The 16,831-nt window shown below is 42.5% G+C and carries 16 protein-coding genes; 12 read left to right on the top strand and 4 right to left on the bottom strand.

Going from position 1 to position 16,831, the window contains the following annotated elements; all coding sequences use genetic code 11:
• Position 1: 1 nt before the first annotated feature.
• Positions 2-1,255: a sodium:proton antiporter NhaD gene (gene nhaD, locus SKC37_RS10865; protein WP_377981493.1), complete on the top strand. Its 1,254-nt coding sequence runs from the start codon at positions 2-4 to the stop codon at positions 1,253-1,255.
• Here the strand turns inward: nhaD and SKC37_RS10860 are convergent.
• Positions 1,252-1,923, bottom strand: coding sequence for a phosphatase PAP2 family protein (locus SKC37_RS10860; protein ID WP_377981492.1), 672 nt, complete (start codon positions 1,921-1,923; stop codon positions 1,252-1,254). The two genes, nhaD and SKC37_RS10860, sit on opposite strands and share 4 nt — an antisense overlap.
• Complete coding sequence (locus tag SKC37_RS10855) at positions 1,923-3,140, bottom strand: peroxiredoxin family protein (protein WP_377981491.1); 1,218 nt, start codon at positions 3,138-3,140, stop codon at positions 1,923-1,925. The genes SKC37_RS10860 and SKC37_RS10855 overlap by 1 nt, the downstream gene beginning before the upstream one ends.
• A 127-nt stretch (positions 3,141-3,267) precedes the next feature.
• Between SKC37_RS10855 and rsmH the strand changes: the two genes are divergently transcribed.
• The 7 genes from rsmH (at position 3,268) to SKC37_RS10820 (ending at position 11,890) form a co-directional block, all read left to right on the top strand.
• On the top strand, positions 3,268-4,182 hold the full coding sequence (rsmH, locus tag SKC37_RS10850) for a 16S rRNA (cytosine(1402)-N(4))-methyltransferase RsmH (protein ID WP_377981490.1): 915 nt from the start codon (positions 3,268-3,270) through the stop codon (positions 4,180-4,182).
• A 1-nt stretch (position 4,183) separates the two neighbouring features.
• Entirely contained in the window at positions 4,184-4,561 is a 378-nt protein-coding gene (locus SKC37_RS10845; RefSeq protein ID WP_377981489.1) for an FtsL-like putative cell division protein, read from the top strand.
• Between the two features lie 149 nt (positions 4,562-4,710).
• Positions 4,711-6,711 (top strand): penicillin-binding protein, encoded by a 2,001-nt coding sequence (locus SKC37_RS10840; protein WP_377981488.1) that lies wholly within the window; start codon positions 4,711-4,713, stop codon positions 6,709-6,711.
• A gap of 1 nt (position 6,712) precedes the next feature.
• Complete coding sequence (locus tag SKC37_RS10835) at positions 6,713-8,131, top strand: UDP-N-acetylmuramoyl-L-alanyl-D-glutamate--2,6-diaminopimelate ligase (RefSeq protein ID WP_377981487.1); 1,419 nt, start codon at positions 6,713-6,715, stop codon at positions 8,129-8,131.
• A gap of 51 nt (positions 8,132-8,182) precedes the next feature.
• Entirely contained in the window at positions 8,183-9,367 is a 1,185-nt protein-coding gene (gene mraY / locus SKC37_RS10830) for a phospho-N-acetylmuramoyl-pentapeptide-transferase (RefSeq protein ID WP_377981486.1), read from the top strand.
• A 13-nt stretch (positions 9,368-9,380) separates the two neighbouring features.
• Positions 9,381-10,619, top strand: a complete 1,239-nt coding sequence (locus tag SKC37_RS10825) for a 3-phosphoshikimate 1-carboxyvinyltransferase (RefSeq protein ID WP_377981485.1) — start codon at positions 9,381-9,383, stop codon at positions 10,617-10,619.
• Positions 10,616-11,890: a metal-dependent hydrolase family protein gene (locus SKC37_RS10820; protein ID WP_377981484.1), complete on the top strand. Its 1,275-nt coding sequence runs from the start codon at positions 10,616-10,618 to the stop codon at positions 11,888-11,890. The genes SKC37_RS10825 and SKC37_RS10820 overlap by 4 nt, the downstream gene beginning before the upstream one ends.
• A gap of 67 nt (positions 11,891-11,957) precedes the next feature.
• On the opposite strand, the gene SKC37_RS10815 is transcribed toward SKC37_RS10820, so the two are convergent.
• Entirely contained in the window at positions 11,958-12,503 is a 546-nt protein-coding gene (locus SKC37_RS10815) for a DUF6580 family putative transport protein (protein ID WP_377981483.1), read from the bottom strand.
• 100 nt (positions 12,504-12,603) lie between these two features.
• On the opposite strand from SKC37_RS10815, the gene SKC37_RS10810 reads away from it, so the two are divergent.
• Genes SKC37_RS10810 through SKC37_RS10795 form a run of 4 tightly spaced genes read left to right on the top strand, consistent with a single transcriptional unit; the run spans position 12,604 to position 15,763 of the window.
• Positions 12,604-13,737 carry a 5-(carboxyamino)imidazole ribonucleotide synthase gene (locus SKC37_RS10810; RefSeq protein WP_377981482.1) on the top strand — a complete coding sequence of 378 codons (1,134 nt, stop codon included), beginning with the start codon at positions 12,604-12,606 and terminating at the stop codon, positions 13,735-13,737.
• A 10-nt stretch (positions 13,738-13,747) separates the two neighbouring features.
• Positions 13,748-14,236, top strand: a complete 489-nt coding sequence (gene purE, locus SKC37_RS10805) for a 5-(carboxyamino)imidazole ribonucleotide mutase (protein WP_377981481.1) — start codon at positions 13,748-13,750, stop codon at positions 14,234-14,236.
• Position 14,237: 1 nt separating this feature from the next.
• The gene (locus SKC37_RS10800; RefSeq protein WP_377981480.1) at positions 14,238-14,861 is read left to right on the top strand and encodes a LysM peptidoglycan-binding domain-containing protein; all 624 of its coding nucleotides are present in this window, start codon (positions 14,238-14,240) and stop codon (positions 14,859-14,861) included.
• Positions 14,858-15,763, top strand: coding sequence for a M15 family metallopeptidase (locus tag SKC37_RS10795; protein ID WP_377981479.1), 906 nt, complete (start codon positions 14,858-14,860; stop codon positions 15,761-15,763). Before SKC37_RS10800 ends, SKC37_RS10795 begins: the two co-directional genes overlap by 4 nt.
• Here the strand turns inward: SKC37_RS10795 and fmt are convergent.
• Positions 15,760-16,677 carry a methionyl-tRNA formyltransferase gene (gene fmt / locus SKC37_RS10790; protein WP_377981478.1) on the bottom strand — a complete coding sequence of 306 codons (918 nt, stop codon included), beginning with the start codon at positions 16,675-16,677 and terminating at the stop codon, positions 15,760-15,762. The genes SKC37_RS10795 and fmt overlap by 4 nt on opposite strands.
• Positions 16,678-16,831 lie beyond the last annotated feature (154 nt).

The following is a 16,831-nucleotide window of genomic DNA, read 5'->3' as shown; positions in this document are numbered from 1 at the left end:
CATGGGAATCGCGTCCATAGTTATCTTCATTTTAGGCTATTTGGCCATTGCTTTCGAGCATCCATTGAAGATAAACAAAACAGCTTCAGCTTTATTGACGGGCGTTTTAGTGTGGACAGTCTATGCGATTTCAACAGGGGATGCCTCTGAATTAGGCCATCACTTAGCGTCTACTTCGGAGATTTTATTCTTCCTGTTAGGTGCGATGACGCTAGTGGAATTAGTCGATGCCCACCAGGGTTTCTACTTCGTCTCTCGATTAATTAAAACAGATAAGGTGATCAAACTGCTATGGATAGTGGGTTTGATCACCTTTTTTATGTCTGCCATTTTAGACAATTTGACCACGGCGATTGTGATGGTTACCTTGCTTCGGAAGTTGATCAGCCATAAGGAAACCCGTAAGTATTTTGTAGGAATCGTGGTCATTGCCGCGAATGCAGGCGGTGCTTGGTCACCCATTGGAGACGTAACGACGACGATGCTCTGGATAGGAGGTCAAATTTCGGCTACCGGTATTATTCAAAGTTTATTGTTACCTTCTTTACTTGCGTTATTAGTGCCTTTAGCTGTTGCTTCTTATGTCTTGAAAAATCAAGCCATTGGTCAGGCAGCCGCTTCAGTTGCCTTAAGTTCGACAGAAGAACGCGATGGAAAGATCATGCTTTTTGCTGGCGCCGGTTCTTTGATAGGCGTTCCTATTTTCAAAACGTTGACACATTTACCTCCCTACATGGGTATTTTATTAGCCTTGGGCATCGTGTGGATTTTGTCAGAACTCTTGCATTCAGAGAAAGACGAGGAGGCGAAGAAACACTTGAGTGTGGGCTATGCGTTGACCAAAATCGATACTTCCAGCATTCTCTTTTTCTTAGGGATTCTTTTAGCCATTGGAGGATTAGAGTCCTTCGGTTATTTACACGCGTTATCAGATCAATTAGCTCACGCATTAGGCAATCAGAACTTAATCGTCACCATCATTGGTTTAGCATCAGCGGTTGTGGATAATGTGCCATTAGTGGCAGCTACGATGGGAATGTATTCGCTAACAGACTTTCCGATGGATCACGTCATGTGGGAATACCTCGCCTTCTGTGCGGGTACAGGTGGAAGTATCCTGATTATTGGATCTGCCGCTGGAGTGGCCGTGATGGGAATGGAGAAGATTGAATTCGGCTGGTACCTGAAAAAAATAGGCTTTCTTGCCTTGCTGGGTTATTTCGCTGGCGCCGGTTTGTATTTATTATTGCACTAAAATCCAATCGACATACTCGCGCCGTAGTAAGCTGGGGCCACTTGAGGAGTCAAGGTAAAACGATTCAGTTTTTGCCATTGCGTACGCACTTTAGGGTACAAAATATAGGCTAATTCTGCCGAAGCGATCCCAATCGCTGAACCCATTAACACATCTGTTACCCAATGTTTGTTGTTAGCGATACGTAATGCTCCCGTTGCGGTCGCTAAGGTATAGCCCGCTATCACAAACTCGGGATGGGAATCTCGGTATTCATGCGCTAAAATAGTTGCCCCGAAAAAGGCGGAGGCTGTATGTCCAGAAGAGAACGTTTTTTCCGTTCCGTCTGGTCTAGCCTCTGTGATCGCTGCTTTTAATCCTTGTGTCGTCGCTACATAAATTCCGGTGCCTAAAAGAAATACCCCCGCTTGATCGAATGCCTCTTCTTTGTTTTTGAATTCTGCTATATTTAAGCCCACATACATCGCTGCAGGTCCATATTGAATATAATCATCTAGCGGAGTGACATGACCCTGAGCAATAATTTTCGTTTGAATTTGTTTGGCAAACGGATTATAGGTCAATCCACTGGCAATGCCTAAAGCTAAGGGCGTCTTCCACTTTTTAAAAGAGGGTTTCTCCGCATGTGCAGAGATGGCAATAAGGCAAATTAGGGCGATGATTCTCATTATTTTTCAGCTAAAAGGCTTTGGATCGTGTGTTCAAAATCGGAGATCCAGTCTGCATAATATTTCCCCGTACCTGGGCCAGAGAAACCAGTATGAATTTCTCTTACAATCCCTTTTTTGTCGATAATGAACGTAGTTGGATAGCCGTTCATTTTACTCAGCATAGGTAATACTTTCTCGATTGTTTTGTCCTCTGCCGTACCTGCAAAAAGCAGGGGATAGCTAATGCCAATCTTCTTTTGGAAATTATTGATTTTAGGCCCTGCAACCGCGATGTCAGCTGAATTCTCAAAAGCAATGCCTATAACTTCCACGCCTTTGTCTTTGTATTTTGTATAGAATGGAGCTAAATACCTAGATTCATCCAGGCAGTTCGGACACCAGGAGCCCATTAATTCGATGACCACCACCTTGTTTTTAAAACGCTCATCTTGAAGGCTAATTTGTTCGCCTTTGGTGGTTGGGAGTGTGAAGTTTATGCGATCGAATCCGGGTTTTAAAAAGCTTAATTTCTTTAAATCTGGTAAGGCTGCCGCTGGATCAAATTTGGCTTCAACGGTTCTAATTCCACTTAAACCCGAGGAGAATCTTCCGGTTAATTGCTGGCCAGTAATTTTTGCACGCAACATATTTACACCACTTCCATCGAAATAGCTCAAGAGTAAACTATCTCCACTTACGTTACCTTGCAAAAATCGGTAATCTCCTGATGTGCGTAAAAAGGTTCCGGTCACTTGATTTCCTTTTTGCTCAAACACCCCTACGCCAGGGCTATGGTTCGTGGCATCACTAAAGAAGTCAGCCATCCATTTTCCACTCACATTGATGGTAGCTGGCTGCAAGTTCAGAAAACGATCGGCTTGACCCGCATTTGCTTTGATTGGTAGTTGGTAGGCCGTTTTGCCATTTCGCTTTTTGACAAAATAACCATTCATCTCAGTAGATTTCGTTACCGCAAAAACGAGTTCGGAATCGTATAAATCCAATGGGAGCACTAACGAATCTGCTCTGAAATACGAATTGCCCAACGAAAATTTTTCAGACCCATTCACAATTTTAATATCTAATTCACCGTTTGTGTTAGCCGGGTTTACTTCGAAATGGATAGGAAGTGCACCTCCATGCGTTTTAATTTCTGCTCGCCAAGCGCCATTAATCGGTTGCTGTGCAAAGCTTAAAAGAGGGGCAAAAAGGAAAGCAACTAAGATCTTTTTCATGGGCGAATTTATCAGGCGTTTGAACAAAGATACGGGTTCGAAACTTGTCTCAAAAAAAAGCGTGACAATTTCCTTTTTTGGTGGTGTAGGCGAGGGATAATTTGTATTTTTGTTTTCATCCAAAATTATGCCAGAAAACACCTATCATACCTCCGTCATGTTGCACGAATGCATTGATGGTTTACATATTGATCCTGCGGGAACGTATGTGGATGTGACCTTTGGTGGAGGGGGACATTCGAAAGCCATTTTAGAAAAGCTGGGTCCGGATGGTCGCTTGTTTTCTTTTGATCAAGATCCGGATGCCTGGGAACAAGCAGAAAAGATCGACGATGATCGTTTAACGCTAATTACCGCTAATTTCCGCTATTTGGAGAAGTATTTGCGTTTACATCGAGTAAAAGAGGTGGATGGGATTTTAGCGGATTTTGGGGTGTCGTCTTTTCAATTGGATGCGCCGGAACGCGGTTTTTCGATTCGCTTTGATGGGCCATTGGATATGCGCATGGGCCCCTCGGCATCGATGACGGCAGCGGAATTACTCAATAGCTTTTCTGCATCCGAATTACAGCGGATATTAGGGATGTATGGAGAGGTGAAGAATGCCCGAACTTTGGCTCAAGCAATTATTCAAGCTCGCACCAGAAAACCTCTCGAGACGACGCAAGAGTTTAAAGAAATTTTGAATAAATTAGCTCCTAAACACCGGGAGTTTAAATACTTTGCTCAAGTCTTTCAGGCGATTCGCATAGAGGTGAATCAAGAGCTAGCGGTGATTGAAGAATTTTTGGCACAAGCACCGGCAGTTTTGAAGCCAGCTGGTCGACTAGTGATTATGTCATTTCACTCGCTGGAGGACCGCTTAGTGAAGAATTTTATTAAAGCCGGTAATGTGCAAGGGAAAGAGGATAAAGATTTGTTTGGGGTGGTACATCGCCCGCTAGAATCCGTAATACGGAAGCCCATTACCGCTTCAGAAGAAGAATTGAAATTGAATCCGCGCTCACGTAGTGCGAAATTAAGAATAGCGTCTAAATTATAATATGGCAAAAGCGATCGACCCTAAGAAAGGCCCTAAGCAGAGTTCGGACACGAAAAAGGAGGGGATTTTTGATTCATTTAATATTGACTATTTCACCGGTGGCGAATTACCTGTTATGTGGGTAAAGCGTATTTCTTTTGTGGCCTTATTGGTTTTTGTGAATATCTATTATTCCATGATTGCAGATGGTAAGCTACATCAAATTCAGAAAGAGAAAGCAGCGCTAGAGGAAGATCGGGCTGATTACACCACACAAAAAGCAGAATACATGAAGGTGTCTAAGCAAAGCAATTTGGAAGAAACCTTAAAACGATATCAAATAGGAGTAAGCACCATTCCTCCCACTAAAATAATCATTCAAGTTAATAAAGATCAATAATGGCGAAAGACAACAGACCTAATATTCGAGGCTTAATCGCCCGGCGTTTTTACACGTTTTTTATTATCATTTTAGCTGTATTTGTGTATTTGCTATACAGTCTATTTCATGTAGTGGTAGCAGATGGTCCTAAATATCGTTCGGAGGCTATGGCGCAGTACGTAAAAAAACGTAAAATTGAATCTACTCGGGGTAATATTTATTCAGATGATGGTAGTTTATTGTCTACTACTTTACCTAAATACCGTCTAGGCTTAGATCCCTCTGTTTACAATACAAATAAGGAAGCCAAAGTTTTATACGAGAAGCACATTGATCAATTAGCCGCTGCCTTGTCTAATTTCTACAAAGACAAAACGGCGGATGAATACAAAGAGAAAATCGACGCGGCAAAACGTAATAAAAAGAGCTATTTATTACTCAATAATCGATTATTGGATTATCAAGAAAAGAGGAAAATTCTTGGTTTTCCTTTGTTTGCCCAGGCTAAAAGTGCGAATGTTTCTGGGGTGGTATTTGATAAAATAAATGTTCGCTATGCGCCTTTTGGTCAAATGGCCTATAGAACGGTGGGTTATTTGAAAGATTTACGAGAAAAAGGGAAAGTGGGGATTGAGAATAGTTTTGACAAGGAATTGAGAGGAAAATTCGGAGAGGGGATGTTTGAGAAAATGGACAAGAATACTTGGAGGCCTGAACCTGGTGATGAACCGATACAACCCGTTGCTGGACTTGATCTGCATTCTACGTTAGATATTAACATTCAAGAAATTGTGGAAACGGCTTTACTGAATGGAATGAAGAAGTTTCAAGGTCGCTATGCCGTAGCGATTGTGATGGAAACCTCTACGGGTAAAATCAAAGCACTTTCAAACATTGCCCAAAATCCCAATTCACCTACGGGCTATTCAGAAACCTATAATTTTGCCTTGTTGGAATCAAGAGATCCGGGTTCTGTGTTCAAAATAGCCTCTTTGATGGCTGTGATAGAGGAAAAAGGCTATCCATTAACTAAAATGGTCAACACCGGAAATGGGACATTTAAATATTACACCGGTACGATGACTGATTCACACCCGTTAGGAACGGTTAGTATGGAAAGGGTCGTAGCGAGTTCTTCGAATATCGGAACAATGAAATTAGTGCAGGAGGCTTTTGGGACAAATAATAATGAGAAGTATTATAATTATTTGAAAAAATTCCACTTGATTGAGTCCTTAGATTTTCAATTAAAACCAAGTCCCAAGCCCGTTTTCCCTGTTCCAGCTAAATGGGATGGACTTCAATTGTTATGGTCCTCGGTAGGTTATTCTACGCAATATCCTCCGTTGCAAATTTTATCTTTTTATAACGCGATTGCGAATAACGGATATTGGATTCAACCCATTATTGTCAGCAAGGCGACTCGCGGGGATGAAGTAGTTATTGATTACACAGCTTCACAAGTGAGAGATACGAAACCTCTTTGTTCAAAAGAGACCCTTGATAAACTGAGGACTATGTTGGAAAAGGTAGTGACAAATGGAACCGCAGATAATATCAAAGGTTCTGTGTATGGAATTGCCGGTAAAACGGGTACAGCGCAAAGAAGTAAAAAAGGGGTGAAAGGGTATACGAAAGGGGTTTATTACACCACCTTTGTCGGATATTTCCCAGCTAAACAACCTAAATATACCATTTTAGTCGCAGTTGATGAACCTAAGGGTAATTCGGAGGGAACTTATGCACGTCAAGTGACGGCTCCCGTATTCAAGGAAATTTCAGATCGTATCTATTTGCGAGATATGAAGCTCCAACAAACCTTGAGAGGATATCTGCCAGACTCTTTGAATAAAAACAAGTTGATGCACTTGATTCATCCAGCTGATCAAAATATTCTTTTCTCTCATTTGGGCTTACCTAAAGTGGAAGAAAATGGCCAGTGGCTGAATTTTAATTTAGAGAAAAAAGCGGTTAGAAATCAGGCCATTTCTATGACCCCTAAATCGGTGCCTAATGTCGTGGGGATGAATTTACGGGATGCCTTGTTTGCGTTAGAAAATAAGGGCTTGAAAGTGAAAGCCAATGGGTTTGGAACAGTGACCAATCAGTCCATTGCTGCCGGATCACCAGCGGCCAAAAACGGTTTGGTTTACATTCAACTTCATTAACATGGCACAGATTACGTTATTCCCTGGAATTGAGGTCGAGAATTTATGTTTTGATTCAAGAAAGGCCACCTCTGGTGCTGTATTTTTTGCTATTCCAGGTACGCAAGTAGATGGACATTCCTTTTTGACTCAAGTATATGAGCAAGGTTGTCAGCATTGGGTAGTGGAAAAAATGCCTGAGCTTATACCTGCCGGCGTAACTTGTGTACAAGTAGCCGATTCGAATGCCGCACTGGCGGAAGCCGCCGCAGAGTTTTATGATCATCCATCGAAGAAGTTAAAATTAGTCGGTATTACGGGTACGAACGGCAAAACGACGACCGTAACCTTACTTTTTGAATTATTCAAACGACTAGGTCATCGCTGTGGATTGATTTCAACAGTTGTTAATAAGATCGAAGACAAGATAATTCCATCGACACACACTACGCCTGACGCGCTGAGTTTGAATGCTTTGTTAGCGGATATGGTGTCAGCAGGTTGTAGCCATGCTTTCATGGAGGTGAGTTCGCATGCAGTGGTTCAAAAGCGTATTCATGGGGTCCAATTCTCTGGGGCGATCTTTTCGAATATTACCCGGGATCATTTAGATTTTCACGAGACCTTTGACGAATATATCAAGGCCAAAAAAGGCTTTTTCGACGCCCTGCCTGCTTCTGCTTTCGCCTTAACGAATGTAGATGATAAGCGAGGGATGGTGATGCTGCAAAATACGGCCGCAAAGAAATATGGTTTCGGATTATTAAATGCGGCCGATTTTAAAGCCAAAATTATTAGTAATGGGGTAGGCGGTTTACAATTAGAAATCGACCACCAGCAAGTCCACGCTCAGTTAATAGGGACATTCAATGCCTATAATTTATTGGGTATTTATGGTGCCGCTCTTTTGTTAGGAGAAGAATCGCACGAAGTGTTAATTCAGATTTCTGCCTTAAAAACAGCTCCAGGTCGCTTCGAACAACTAGCCGGATCTAACCATAAAATGGGGATTGTGGATTATGCACATACCCCGGATGCATTGGAAAATGTACTCAAAACAATTCAAACGATTAAGGATAAATCCCAGCGTGTAATCACGGTGGTGGGGTGCGGTGGAAATCGAGATACGGGTAAACGCCCCATTATGGCGGAATTAGCTGCTAAGTACAGCGATTGTGTGGTTTTAACTTCAGATAATCCGCGTAAAGAAGACCCGGAAGTTATTTTAGATCAGATGGAGGCGGGTGTACCTGCTACCTTAAAATCTAAGGTACATCGTGTGGCTGATCGCAAAGAGGGAATCTTTTTCGCGGTACAGCAATTGGCCGGTGCAGGCGATATTATTTTGGTTGCGGGGAAAGGGCATGAGAATTACCAAGAAATTAATGGAGTGAAATATGATTTTGATGACAAATTGGTATTAGGGGAAGCATTTAGCTGAGTTTGATTTCAACTTGATTTTTTGCAATTTTATAAATTAAAACCCTTTTACATGCTTTATTACCTCTTCGAATACCTAGATAAGAACCTGAATATTCCGGGTGCCGGCGTTTTTCAATACATTACGTTCCGCGCATTTGCGGCGATTATTACGTCCTTGGGTATTGCCGCTATTTGGGGTAAAGCGGTCATTTATCGCTTACAGCGATTACAAATTGGGGAGGAAATTCGTGATTTAGGTTTAGAAGGCCAAATGGCCAAAAAGGGCACTCCTACCATGGGAGGCTTTATAATTTTATTGTCTTTGTTAATTCCCACCTTATTATTCTCCAAAATCACCAACGTCTACATCGTACTGTTGGTTACCTCAGCGATTTGGTTAGGAGCAGTGGGCTTTGCAGATGATTATATCAAAGTATTTAAGAAAAATAAAGACGGTTTATCTGGTAAATTCAAGATCGTAGGCCAAATCGGTTTGGGAATTATCGTAGGATTAACGATGTATTTCAATCAGCACATTAAAGTGCGTGAGTTCGCCGCGGACGGAACTTTTATGGATCATAAATCACTGTTAACAACAGTGCCTTTCATGAAAGACAACCAGTTCGATTACAACATGTTATTACCTAGCTTTATTCCGGATGAATACGTGTGGATCGTTTATGTTTTAGTGGTGATCTTCATAATTACAGCCGTATCGAATGGCGCGAATATTACCGATGGTATCGATGGATTAGCGGCAGGAACTTCGGTGATTATCGGAATCGCTTTGGCCATACTAGCTTATGTTTCTGGTAATAAAGTCATCTCACAGTATTTGAATGTGATGTTTATTCCAAATTCAGGGGAGCTCGCCGTCTTTTGCGCGGCCTTTGTGGGTGCTTGTATCGGATTCCTTTGGTATAACGCCTATCCGGCTCAGGTATTTATGGGCGATACGGGTAGTTTGATGTTGGGTGGTGTAATCGCCACGTTAGCCATCGTAATCCGTAAGGAAATGTTGATTCCGGTATTATGTGGTATCTTCTTAATCGAAAATTTATCCGTCATCATTCAGGTGGCCTATTTTAAATATACAAAACGCAAATATGGAGAGGGGCGTCGCGTCTTTTTGATGTCGCCATTGCACCACCATTTCCAAAAGAAAAATTACCACGAATCGAAGATCGTTATTCGTTTCTTAATCGTGGGAATCATCTTAGCCGTTTTATCATTAGTCACTTTAAAATTGCGTTAATCGCAAACCTGTTTTGAGTCAAATTACTTTATTTCCTCGTACGTCATCCTTTTCTGAAATCATCCCTTTACCCGCTTCGAAGTCTGAGAGCAATCGGGCATTGGTGATTAATGCCTTAGCGAATGGATCGATTGACAATCTATCTAATCTAGCTGAAGCGCGCGATACGCAAACGATGATTCGTTTGTTGTCTGAAAATGGGGCTGAAGCGGATGTGTTGGATGCAGGAACTACCATGCGTTTTTTGACTGCTTATTATGCGGTTACAGGAGCGATTAAAAAGATGACAGGTACGCCGCGCATGTGCGAGCGTCCGATTGGAATTTTAGTGGATGCCTTGCGTACCTTAGGTGCTGACATTACGTATTTGAATAAAGAAGGCTATCCACCGATGCAGTTGAATGGCTTTTCGTTCCAAGGGAATCGCGAAATTTCGATTCGCGGTGATGTGAGTTCACAGTTTATATCTGCCATCTTGATGGTTGCTCCGTTGCTCCCAGCTGGTTTGAAATTGCAGATTACCGGTGCCTTAGGGTCAAAACCTTATATTGAAATGACCTTGGCCCAGATGAAGCATTTTGGCATTCAAGCGCTAGCAGATTGGTCTGTAGGAACAATAGAAATCCTTAAGCAAGACTATCAATTGCAGCCATTCGCGGTAGAATCAGATTGGTCTGGAGCGAGTTATTGGTATTCAATGGTGGCTTTGTCTCCATTCGAAGATAGTTCATTAGAATTATTAGGCTTGAAAGAAGATTCCTTGCAAGGGGATTCGGCAATCAAAGCCATTATGGAGCCATTAGGCGTTAAAAGTACCTATACGGGGCGTGGTTATATGTTGACCAAAATACCGGCTCAAGCTTCCCTCGCCTGGGACTTCACGGATTGCCCAGATTTAGCCCAAACCATCTGCGTTATCGCCGCTGTGAAGAACATTCCATTGACTTTAACTGGTTTAGAATCCTTAAAAGTAAAGGAAACGGATCGCGTTATAGCCTTGCAAAATGAATTAAAAAAATTAGGGGCGACGCTTTTGGAGAAAGAAGCGAATCACCTGTACGAAGTAACGGGAAATTTTGCGGCTGTTTCTGCCATCGAACCTATCGAAACCTATGATGACCACCGGATGGCAATGGCCTTTGCGCCAGTGGCCATGCAAAAAGAAATCACCTTATTGGATCCTTCGGTAGTCAATAAAAGCTACCCAAGCTTCTGGAAACACGTTTCAATCTTATTAACATCTACCCTATGAAAAAAGTATTGACCTTAGGTTTAAGCCTGTTGGCTTTTGCTGGTTTTGCCCAAAAAACCATATTGCACTGCGGTTCTTTGATTGATGTGAAGACCCAAACGGTTTTGAAAAATCGTTCCATTGTGGTGGAAGGGGAAAAAATCGTAGCCGTCTCAGAAGGATACTTAAGTCCGGCTAAAGGTGATGTAGTAATTAATTTGAAAGACAGAACAGTGATGCCGGGTCTGATTGATTCACACGTACACTTAGAATCGGAAACGAATCCGGGGGCCTATTTGGATCGCTTTGTGAAGAATCCGGGTGATGTGGCTTATCAAGCTTTGGGCTATGCAAAGAAGAATTTACTAGCTGGTTTTACAACGGTTCGTGATTTGGGAGGTACTCATGTGGTGATAAGTTTGCGCAATGCAATTAATAAAGGACTAGTAGAGGGTCCACGTATTTTTACGGCAGGTGTTTCGATCGGTACCACCGGTGGACACGCGGATGATTCGAATGGAATTAATGAAGCATTCAAAAAGGATTTAGGACCTGAAGATGGTGTGGTGAATGGAATAGCGGATGCGGCAAAAGCGGTGCGTCAGCGTTACAAAGAAGGTTCTGATTTGATTAAAATCACGGCTACGGGCGGTGTTTTAAGTTTTGCCAAAGACGGGTCAGGTGCCCAATTTACCGATGAGGAAGTACGCATGATTGTGCAAACAGCGAAAGACTACGGATTCAAAGTGGCGGCACACGCTCACGGAAAAGAAGGTATGAAGCGCGCCGTTTTAGGTGGTGTATCTTCGATCGAACACGGAACGTATATGGACGAAGAAGTGATGGAGTTGATGAAAAAGATGGGAACGTATTATGTGCCTACCGTTATCGCAGGTCGTTCCGTAGCTGATTCGTCTAAAATTCCGAACTACTACCCAGAAATGGTGGCGAAGAAAGCGGCGGCAATCGGACCGATCATTCAAGGAACGTTCGGTAAAGCGTATAAAGCGGGGGTGAAGATTGCGTTTGGTACGGATGCGGGCGTTTTTGGCCACGGAAAGAATGGCTATGAGTTTATCTTGATGAACGAAGCTGGAATGCCCGTTTTAGAGGCGATTAAATCAGCGACAGTCAATGCGGCAGATCTTTTAGGTCAAAGTGACTTAATCGGTTCTATCGAGGTAGGGAAGGCCGCAGATATCATCGCTGTTCCTGGTGATCCAGTAGCTGACGTAAAACTCATGACAAAGGTGAACTTCGTTATGAAAGACGGAAAGGTCTTTAAAAACTAGATAGGCATCAACATAAAAGGGTCGGCTCGCATCTGCAAGCCGACCCTTTTTTTATGCGTAATAATTTCTAGCGTAAGGCTGGAACTTGTTTTTTCAAAAGTTCAAAAGCTCCGAAGAATAAACCGGAGAATAGGAATTGGCTAGCAATCGTGTTCTTTAAGAATGGGATACCGGCAGCATAGCAATTTAATAAACCAGCGAAATCTCTCGTATACGTATGATCTGGTGAAACAAACGAATTGAAATTAGAGATAAGGAAAAATCCGATTACAGCTACCACATTCGTTCCAATGAAACGAGAGGCGCTGGCTGTGGCGTTTTGGCCTAATAAAGCGATTAATGCGAAGGCTAGCATGTGATAGCCATCAAAACCGAGGGAGAATCCTGGGAAAAAGGAGTCATATAGCGTGTTATTAAGAATCAAGTTTGATCCCCAAACCGCTAATAAGGTCCAAGCCACCGCTTGCTTACGGTTATGCAAATAGGCCCCTACAAATAGCGCCATAGCGGCCATAGGTGAGAAGTTCGCCCAACCCGGTCCAGCTAAAATCAATAGACGACTCGCAATAGCAAGTAAAATGAAAGCGATAATCGTGGTATTTCTTTTTGTCATGATCTTTAATCGGATTCCAACAAGAATATTTTTTCTCGAGGTCTAAATAATTTCCAAAGGTAAAACAAAAGCCGTAATTTTACCCATTGAATTCGAATTTATGTCTAAATCACTTCCCAAAATCGGATTATTAGGCGGCGGCCAGCTAGGACGAATGCTATTACAAGCAGCGATCGACTTAGACTTGCCCATTGCCTGCCTTGATCCAGATCCAGAAGCTTCTTGTCACACCTTGACGACCCAGTTTACGCAGGGCTCGTTTCAGGATTATGATACAGTGTACAACTTTGGGAAACAATTCGACTTAATCAGTATTGAAATCGAGCATGTGAATATCGAAGCGCTGGAGCAATTGGAAGCGGAGGGAATTAAAGTCTATCCGCAACCGAATCTGCTTCGTATGATTCAGGACAAGCGCATTCAAAAGTCCTTTTTCCAAACCCACGGTTTTCCTACCGCTGATTTCAGATTGATAGAATCATCCTCAGAAATCATCGCAAACGAAGATTTCTTGCCAGCCTTTCATAAGTTAGGAAAAGGAGGTTATGACGGTAAAGGCGTTCAGTACATCGGTTCAGCGGCGGATGCCTCTAAAGGTTTTGATGCCCCTGGTCTATTAGAAAAGGCCATTGATTTCGATAAAGAATTAGCCGTGATTGTGGCGCGTAATCCGCAAGGAGAAATAAAAGCGTTTCCGGCGGTGGAGATGGTTTTTCATCCGGTCCAAAACCTGGTAGAATTCCTCGTTTCCCCGGCAGCAATTTCTCCTGAGATAGAAAAAGAAGCAGAGCAAATAGCTGTCAGTTTAATTGATAAAATGGGATTGGTGGGCGTTTTAGCAGTGGAGATGTTTTTAACTAAAGACGGTAAAATCCTCATCAACGAAGTCGCTCCTCGACCACATAATTCTGGTCATCAAACGATTCGCGCAAACGATACTTCGCAATACGAGCAACATTTACGAGCGATTACGGGCTTGCCATTAGGAGAGACGAAGGCACATTCTTTCTCTGGGATGTTAAACTTATTAGGAGCAGACGGCTTTACAGGTCCAGCTAAATACGAAGGCTTGGATACGATTTTAGGTATATCAGGCGTTCATCCATTTTTATATGGGAAGAAAATAACGAAGCCTTTTCGCAAGATGGGGCATATCACTTTGCTGGGGGAATCCCGCGAAGAGATTGAACAAAAAGCAGAACAAGTTAAACAAAGCATTCGCGTTATCGCATAAATAGCTAGCTATGATAGGAATTATAATGGGCAGTAGCTCGGATCTAGGAGTAATGCAGGAGGCCATCCAAGTTTGTAAGGATTTTGGAGTGGCCTATGAAGTAGATATCGTATCTGCGCACCGCACCCCAGTCAAAATGATGAATTATGCGCAGCAAGCTAAGACTCGTGGCATTCAGGTGATTATCGCAGGCGCAGGTGGAGCGGCACATTTACCAGGAATGGTGGCTTCAGCGACTATTCTGCCGGTGATAGGCGTTCCGGTCAAATCATCGAATTCGATTGATGGTTGGGATTCAGTCTTATCTATTTTACAAATGCCAAATGGGGTTCCTGTTGCGACCGTTGCCCTAAATGCAGCTAAAAATGCTGGATTACTAGCGATCCAAATGTTGGCGATTGCGGATGAGACTTTGGCAACAAAATATACCGCGTACAAAGCGGAATTAGAAAATAAAGTGGCTGAAATGAGCCAAGAAACGAAAGCTAAATTTTCCTAAAATGAGTGAGAACGAAGAAAATAGCAAATTGCCAGTCATCACGCTGGGTATTCTTTTATTGACCCTCGTGGGATTAATCGCAGTGGGCTTCGAGCATTTTGTGAGTCCAGATAAAGATGAATTGATTCGAGCTGAGAAGTTCGTGGAGTCAGAGGAGGTTGCAACGGATGCCGTTCAAGTGGAAATTGATTCGACGGTAGATGCCGCAGATTCCTTAATTGTTCCGAAAGATTCGATTATCGGTAAATCTGAAGAGGAAGAGCTGGCTGAACAGAAGAAAGAAGCAGAAGCAGAGGTTGTTCCTGAGGTGGCAACTCCAGCGGGTAAATCACACGCTATTATAGTAGAGAAAGGGGAAACCTTTTCTGCCGTGGCTCGGAAGTTTGGCTTAAAAGTAGATCAGTTAAAAGCGATGAATCCTGGAGTGAATCCGGATGGCATTAAAAGTGGTTCTACAAAATTGAATGTAAAAATTCAAGCATTACATACGGTAGGGCCAGGGGATATTTTACGTGTTGTAGCTGAAAAATACGGAGTAAGCAAGCAAGCTATCATGGAGGCTAATCATAAAAAAGACGATGTTACTTTACGAGGTGAGGTACTAGTTATCCCCTTGAAAAAATGATATTGATTGGTTTCTTTCATTTCGTTCTGTTTTTCTTTGGTTTTGAAGAGCCTAAGGCTAAGCACCGTATTTGTGAAAATACAAAACTAGAGAAGTTGGATTGGGACGATTTCAAGTGGTTGTATAAGCAGCAGGATTCTACTGTTTTACAAGATTCCATTACCTCCTATGTCTTTATTCGAGTGAATACAGATGGCACACAAGAAACGAAAGTGTCCCCTGAATTGCACACGCCATGGCTTACTTTATTAGCCGCTGAAATTGATTCGTTCCAGATTAAGCGAGACAGCTTATTGACTTTGATCAGAACACCCTACAAGCTTAAATACACATCTAATTTACGGGATAAGGAAGAACAATTGGCCTTGCAAAAGAAAGGGTATTCGAAAGCATTTGTCTCTTTTCATAATTTTGGTTTAGCCGCAGATGGATCGATTGCTCGAAAAGGGAAAGCATTGCGGAGAGGTGAGATTTATGATCAATATGGTGCCAAAGCAAAGAAAATAGGCTTGTTTTGGGGTGGAGATTTTGTGGGTTTCCCAGATCCTGGCCACATTCAGGCTTTTTATAATAGTGCCAAATTATTGCAAAAGTATCCCGACTTAGCTTTGGAATACGAGCCATTTAAGCAAGCATATGAGCGCAACTACTTTAAAAAGGTAGACATGGGACAACAAGATCAAGTAAAAGATACACGCGATTTATTAAATGAGATGAATAGGTTGCGGGAAAATCAACCTTGTGCGTGTTCTCAAGCGATTCCATTCCCTGCATCCGCAGCAACTTTACAAGTTAGCCCGAATACGATGACTGTTGTGGCTAATCTGAAAGAACAATACATCTTTATTCAACGAGGTTCTTTTGGTTATTTTTACCCGATGGGACGCTGGAAACTACGCTAGAAATTAAAATTATATCCGCGTAGAAATTCCTCGATTTTCAATCGTTTCTTTCCCTCCATTTGCCATTCTAGGATGTTGATGTATCCGTCGTTACAGCCTACACGGAGAAAGGTTTTTTTATCCGTATCCCAAACCCCCACGCCTAAATCAGGTATAATTTCTGGATGAAATTCTACACTAATTAGTTTGCAGTTTTTGCCTTGAAATGCGGTGTGAGCTCCCGGGAACGGGTACATTCCGCGAATTAAATTAACGATTTCTGTGCCTGAACGACTCCAATGTACTTCGCCCGTGTTGCGTTGTAATTTTGGGGCTGATTTTAATTCTTCGATTTCTTGTTGTGGCGTGGGATGAATTTGGCCGGATTCGATGGCTTTGGCTGTTTTAACCACCAAAGCACCCCCTTTATTCATCAAACGCTCGTAAAGTTCTCCCGTGGTATCAGTCGCTGAGATGGGTTCTGTCTCTTGGAACAATAAGTCCCCCGTATCGATTTCGTGTTGTAAAAAGAACGTGGTAATGCCCGTTTCTGTCTCTCCATTTATCACTGCCCAGTGAATGGGCGCTGCACCACGGTACTGCGGAAGCAAGGAAGCGTGCAAGTTGAAAGTCCCCATAGCGGGCATATTCCAAACAGCCTCCGGTAACATTCGAAAGGCTACGATTATTTGTAAATCTGCTTTATAAGAGGCTAATTCTTCTAGGAATGCTGGTTCTTTCAGTTTGGCTGGTTGCAGAACCGGGAGATTAACTGATTCAGCATATACTTTAACAGGAGATGATTGAATCTGCTGTCCACGGCCTGCGGGTTTATCTGGGGCTGTTACTACGGCCACTACATCCAGTTTAGCCTCGACTAAGGCTTGTAAACTGGCTACTGCAAACTCTGGGGTTCCAAAAAATATAATCCGCATCCTTGATCTTGATAGTTTGTGGAATCCGTCTGAATTTTTATTATCTTTGTCCTCTACAAAACAACAAATACGTGCTGTTAGAAAAACAAAAACTTTAGTTGCGAATCCGAAACAAAACTACAAATAAATTAGGTAGAACGGTCGGAGGCCGTTC

It is taken from the genome of Aquirufa esocilacus (assembly GCF_042715595.1).
GTDB classification, from domain to species: domain Bacteria; phylum Bacteroidota; class Bacteroidia; order Cytophagales; family Spirosomataceae; genus Aquirufa; species Aquirufa esocilacus.
The sequence above is the reverse complement of the archived record's forward strand: the minus strand, read 5'-3'. Positions and strand labels throughout refer to the sequence as shown.

What these genes read in the sequence shown, in the direction of transcription:
- SKC37_RS10860 (WP_377981492.1), bottom strand. Translation starts at nt 1,923, where the DNA reads ATGAGAATCATCGCCCTAATTTGCCTTATTGCCATCTCTGCACATGCG.
- fmt (WP_377981478.1), bottom strand. Translation starts at nt 16,677, where the DNA reads ATGCGGATTATATTTTTTGGAACCCCAGAGTTTGCAGTAGCCAGTTTA.
- SKC37_RS10845 (WP_377981489.1), top strand. Translation starts at nt 4,184, where the DNA reads ATGGCAAAAGCGATCGACCCTAAGAAAGGCCCTAAGCAGAGTTCGGAC.
- SKC37_RS10795 (WP_377981479.1), top strand. Translation starts at nt 14,858, where the DNA reads ATGATATTGATTGGTTTCTTTCATTTCGTTCTGTTTTTCTTTGGTTTT.
- purE (WP_377981481.1), top strand. Translation starts at nt 13,748, where the DNA reads ATGATAGGAATTATAATGGGCAGTAGCTCGGATCTAGGAGTAATGCAG.
- SKC37_RS10815 (WP_377981483.1), bottom strand. Translation starts at nt 12,503, where the DNA reads ATGACAAAAAGAAATACCACGATTATCGCTTTCATTTTACTTGCTATT.
- SKC37_RS10820 (WP_377981484.1), top strand. Translation starts at nt 10,616, where the DNA reads ATGAAAAAAGTATTGACCTTAGGTTTAAGCCTGTTGGCTTTTGCTGGT.
- SKC37_RS10810 (WP_377981482.1), top strand. Translation starts at nt 12,604, where the DNA reads ATGTCTAAATCACTTCCCAAAATCGGATTATTAGGCGGCGGCCAGCTA.
- SKC37_RS10840 (WP_377981488.1), top strand. Translation starts at nt 4,711, where the DNA reads ATGGCGCAGTACGTAAAAAAACGTAAAATTGAATCTACTCGGGGTAAT.
- rsmH (WP_377981490.1), top strand. Translation starts at nt 3,268, where the DNA reads ATGCCAGAAAACACCTATCATACCTCCGTCATGTTGCACGAATGCATT.
- SKC37_RS10855 (WP_377981491.1), bottom strand. Translation starts at nt 3,140, where the DNA reads ATGAAAAAGATCTTAGTTGCTTTCCTTTTTGCCCCTCTTTTAAGCTTT.
- nhaD (WP_377981493.1), top strand. Translation starts at nt 2, where the DNA reads ATGGGAATCGCGTCCATAGTTATCTTCATTTTAGGCTATTTGGCCATT.
- SKC37_RS10835 (WP_377981487.1), top strand. Translation starts at nt 6,713, where the DNA reads ATGGCACAGATTACGTTATTCCCTGGAATTGAGGTCGAGAATTTATGT.
- SKC37_RS10800 (WP_377981480.1), top strand. Translation starts at nt 14,238, where the DNA reads ATGAGTGAGAACGAAGAAAATAGCAAATTGCCAGTCATCACGCTGGGT.
- mraY (WP_377981486.1), top strand. Translation starts at nt 8,183, where the DNA reads ATGCTTTATTACCTCTTCGAATACCTAGATAAGAACCTGAATATTCCG.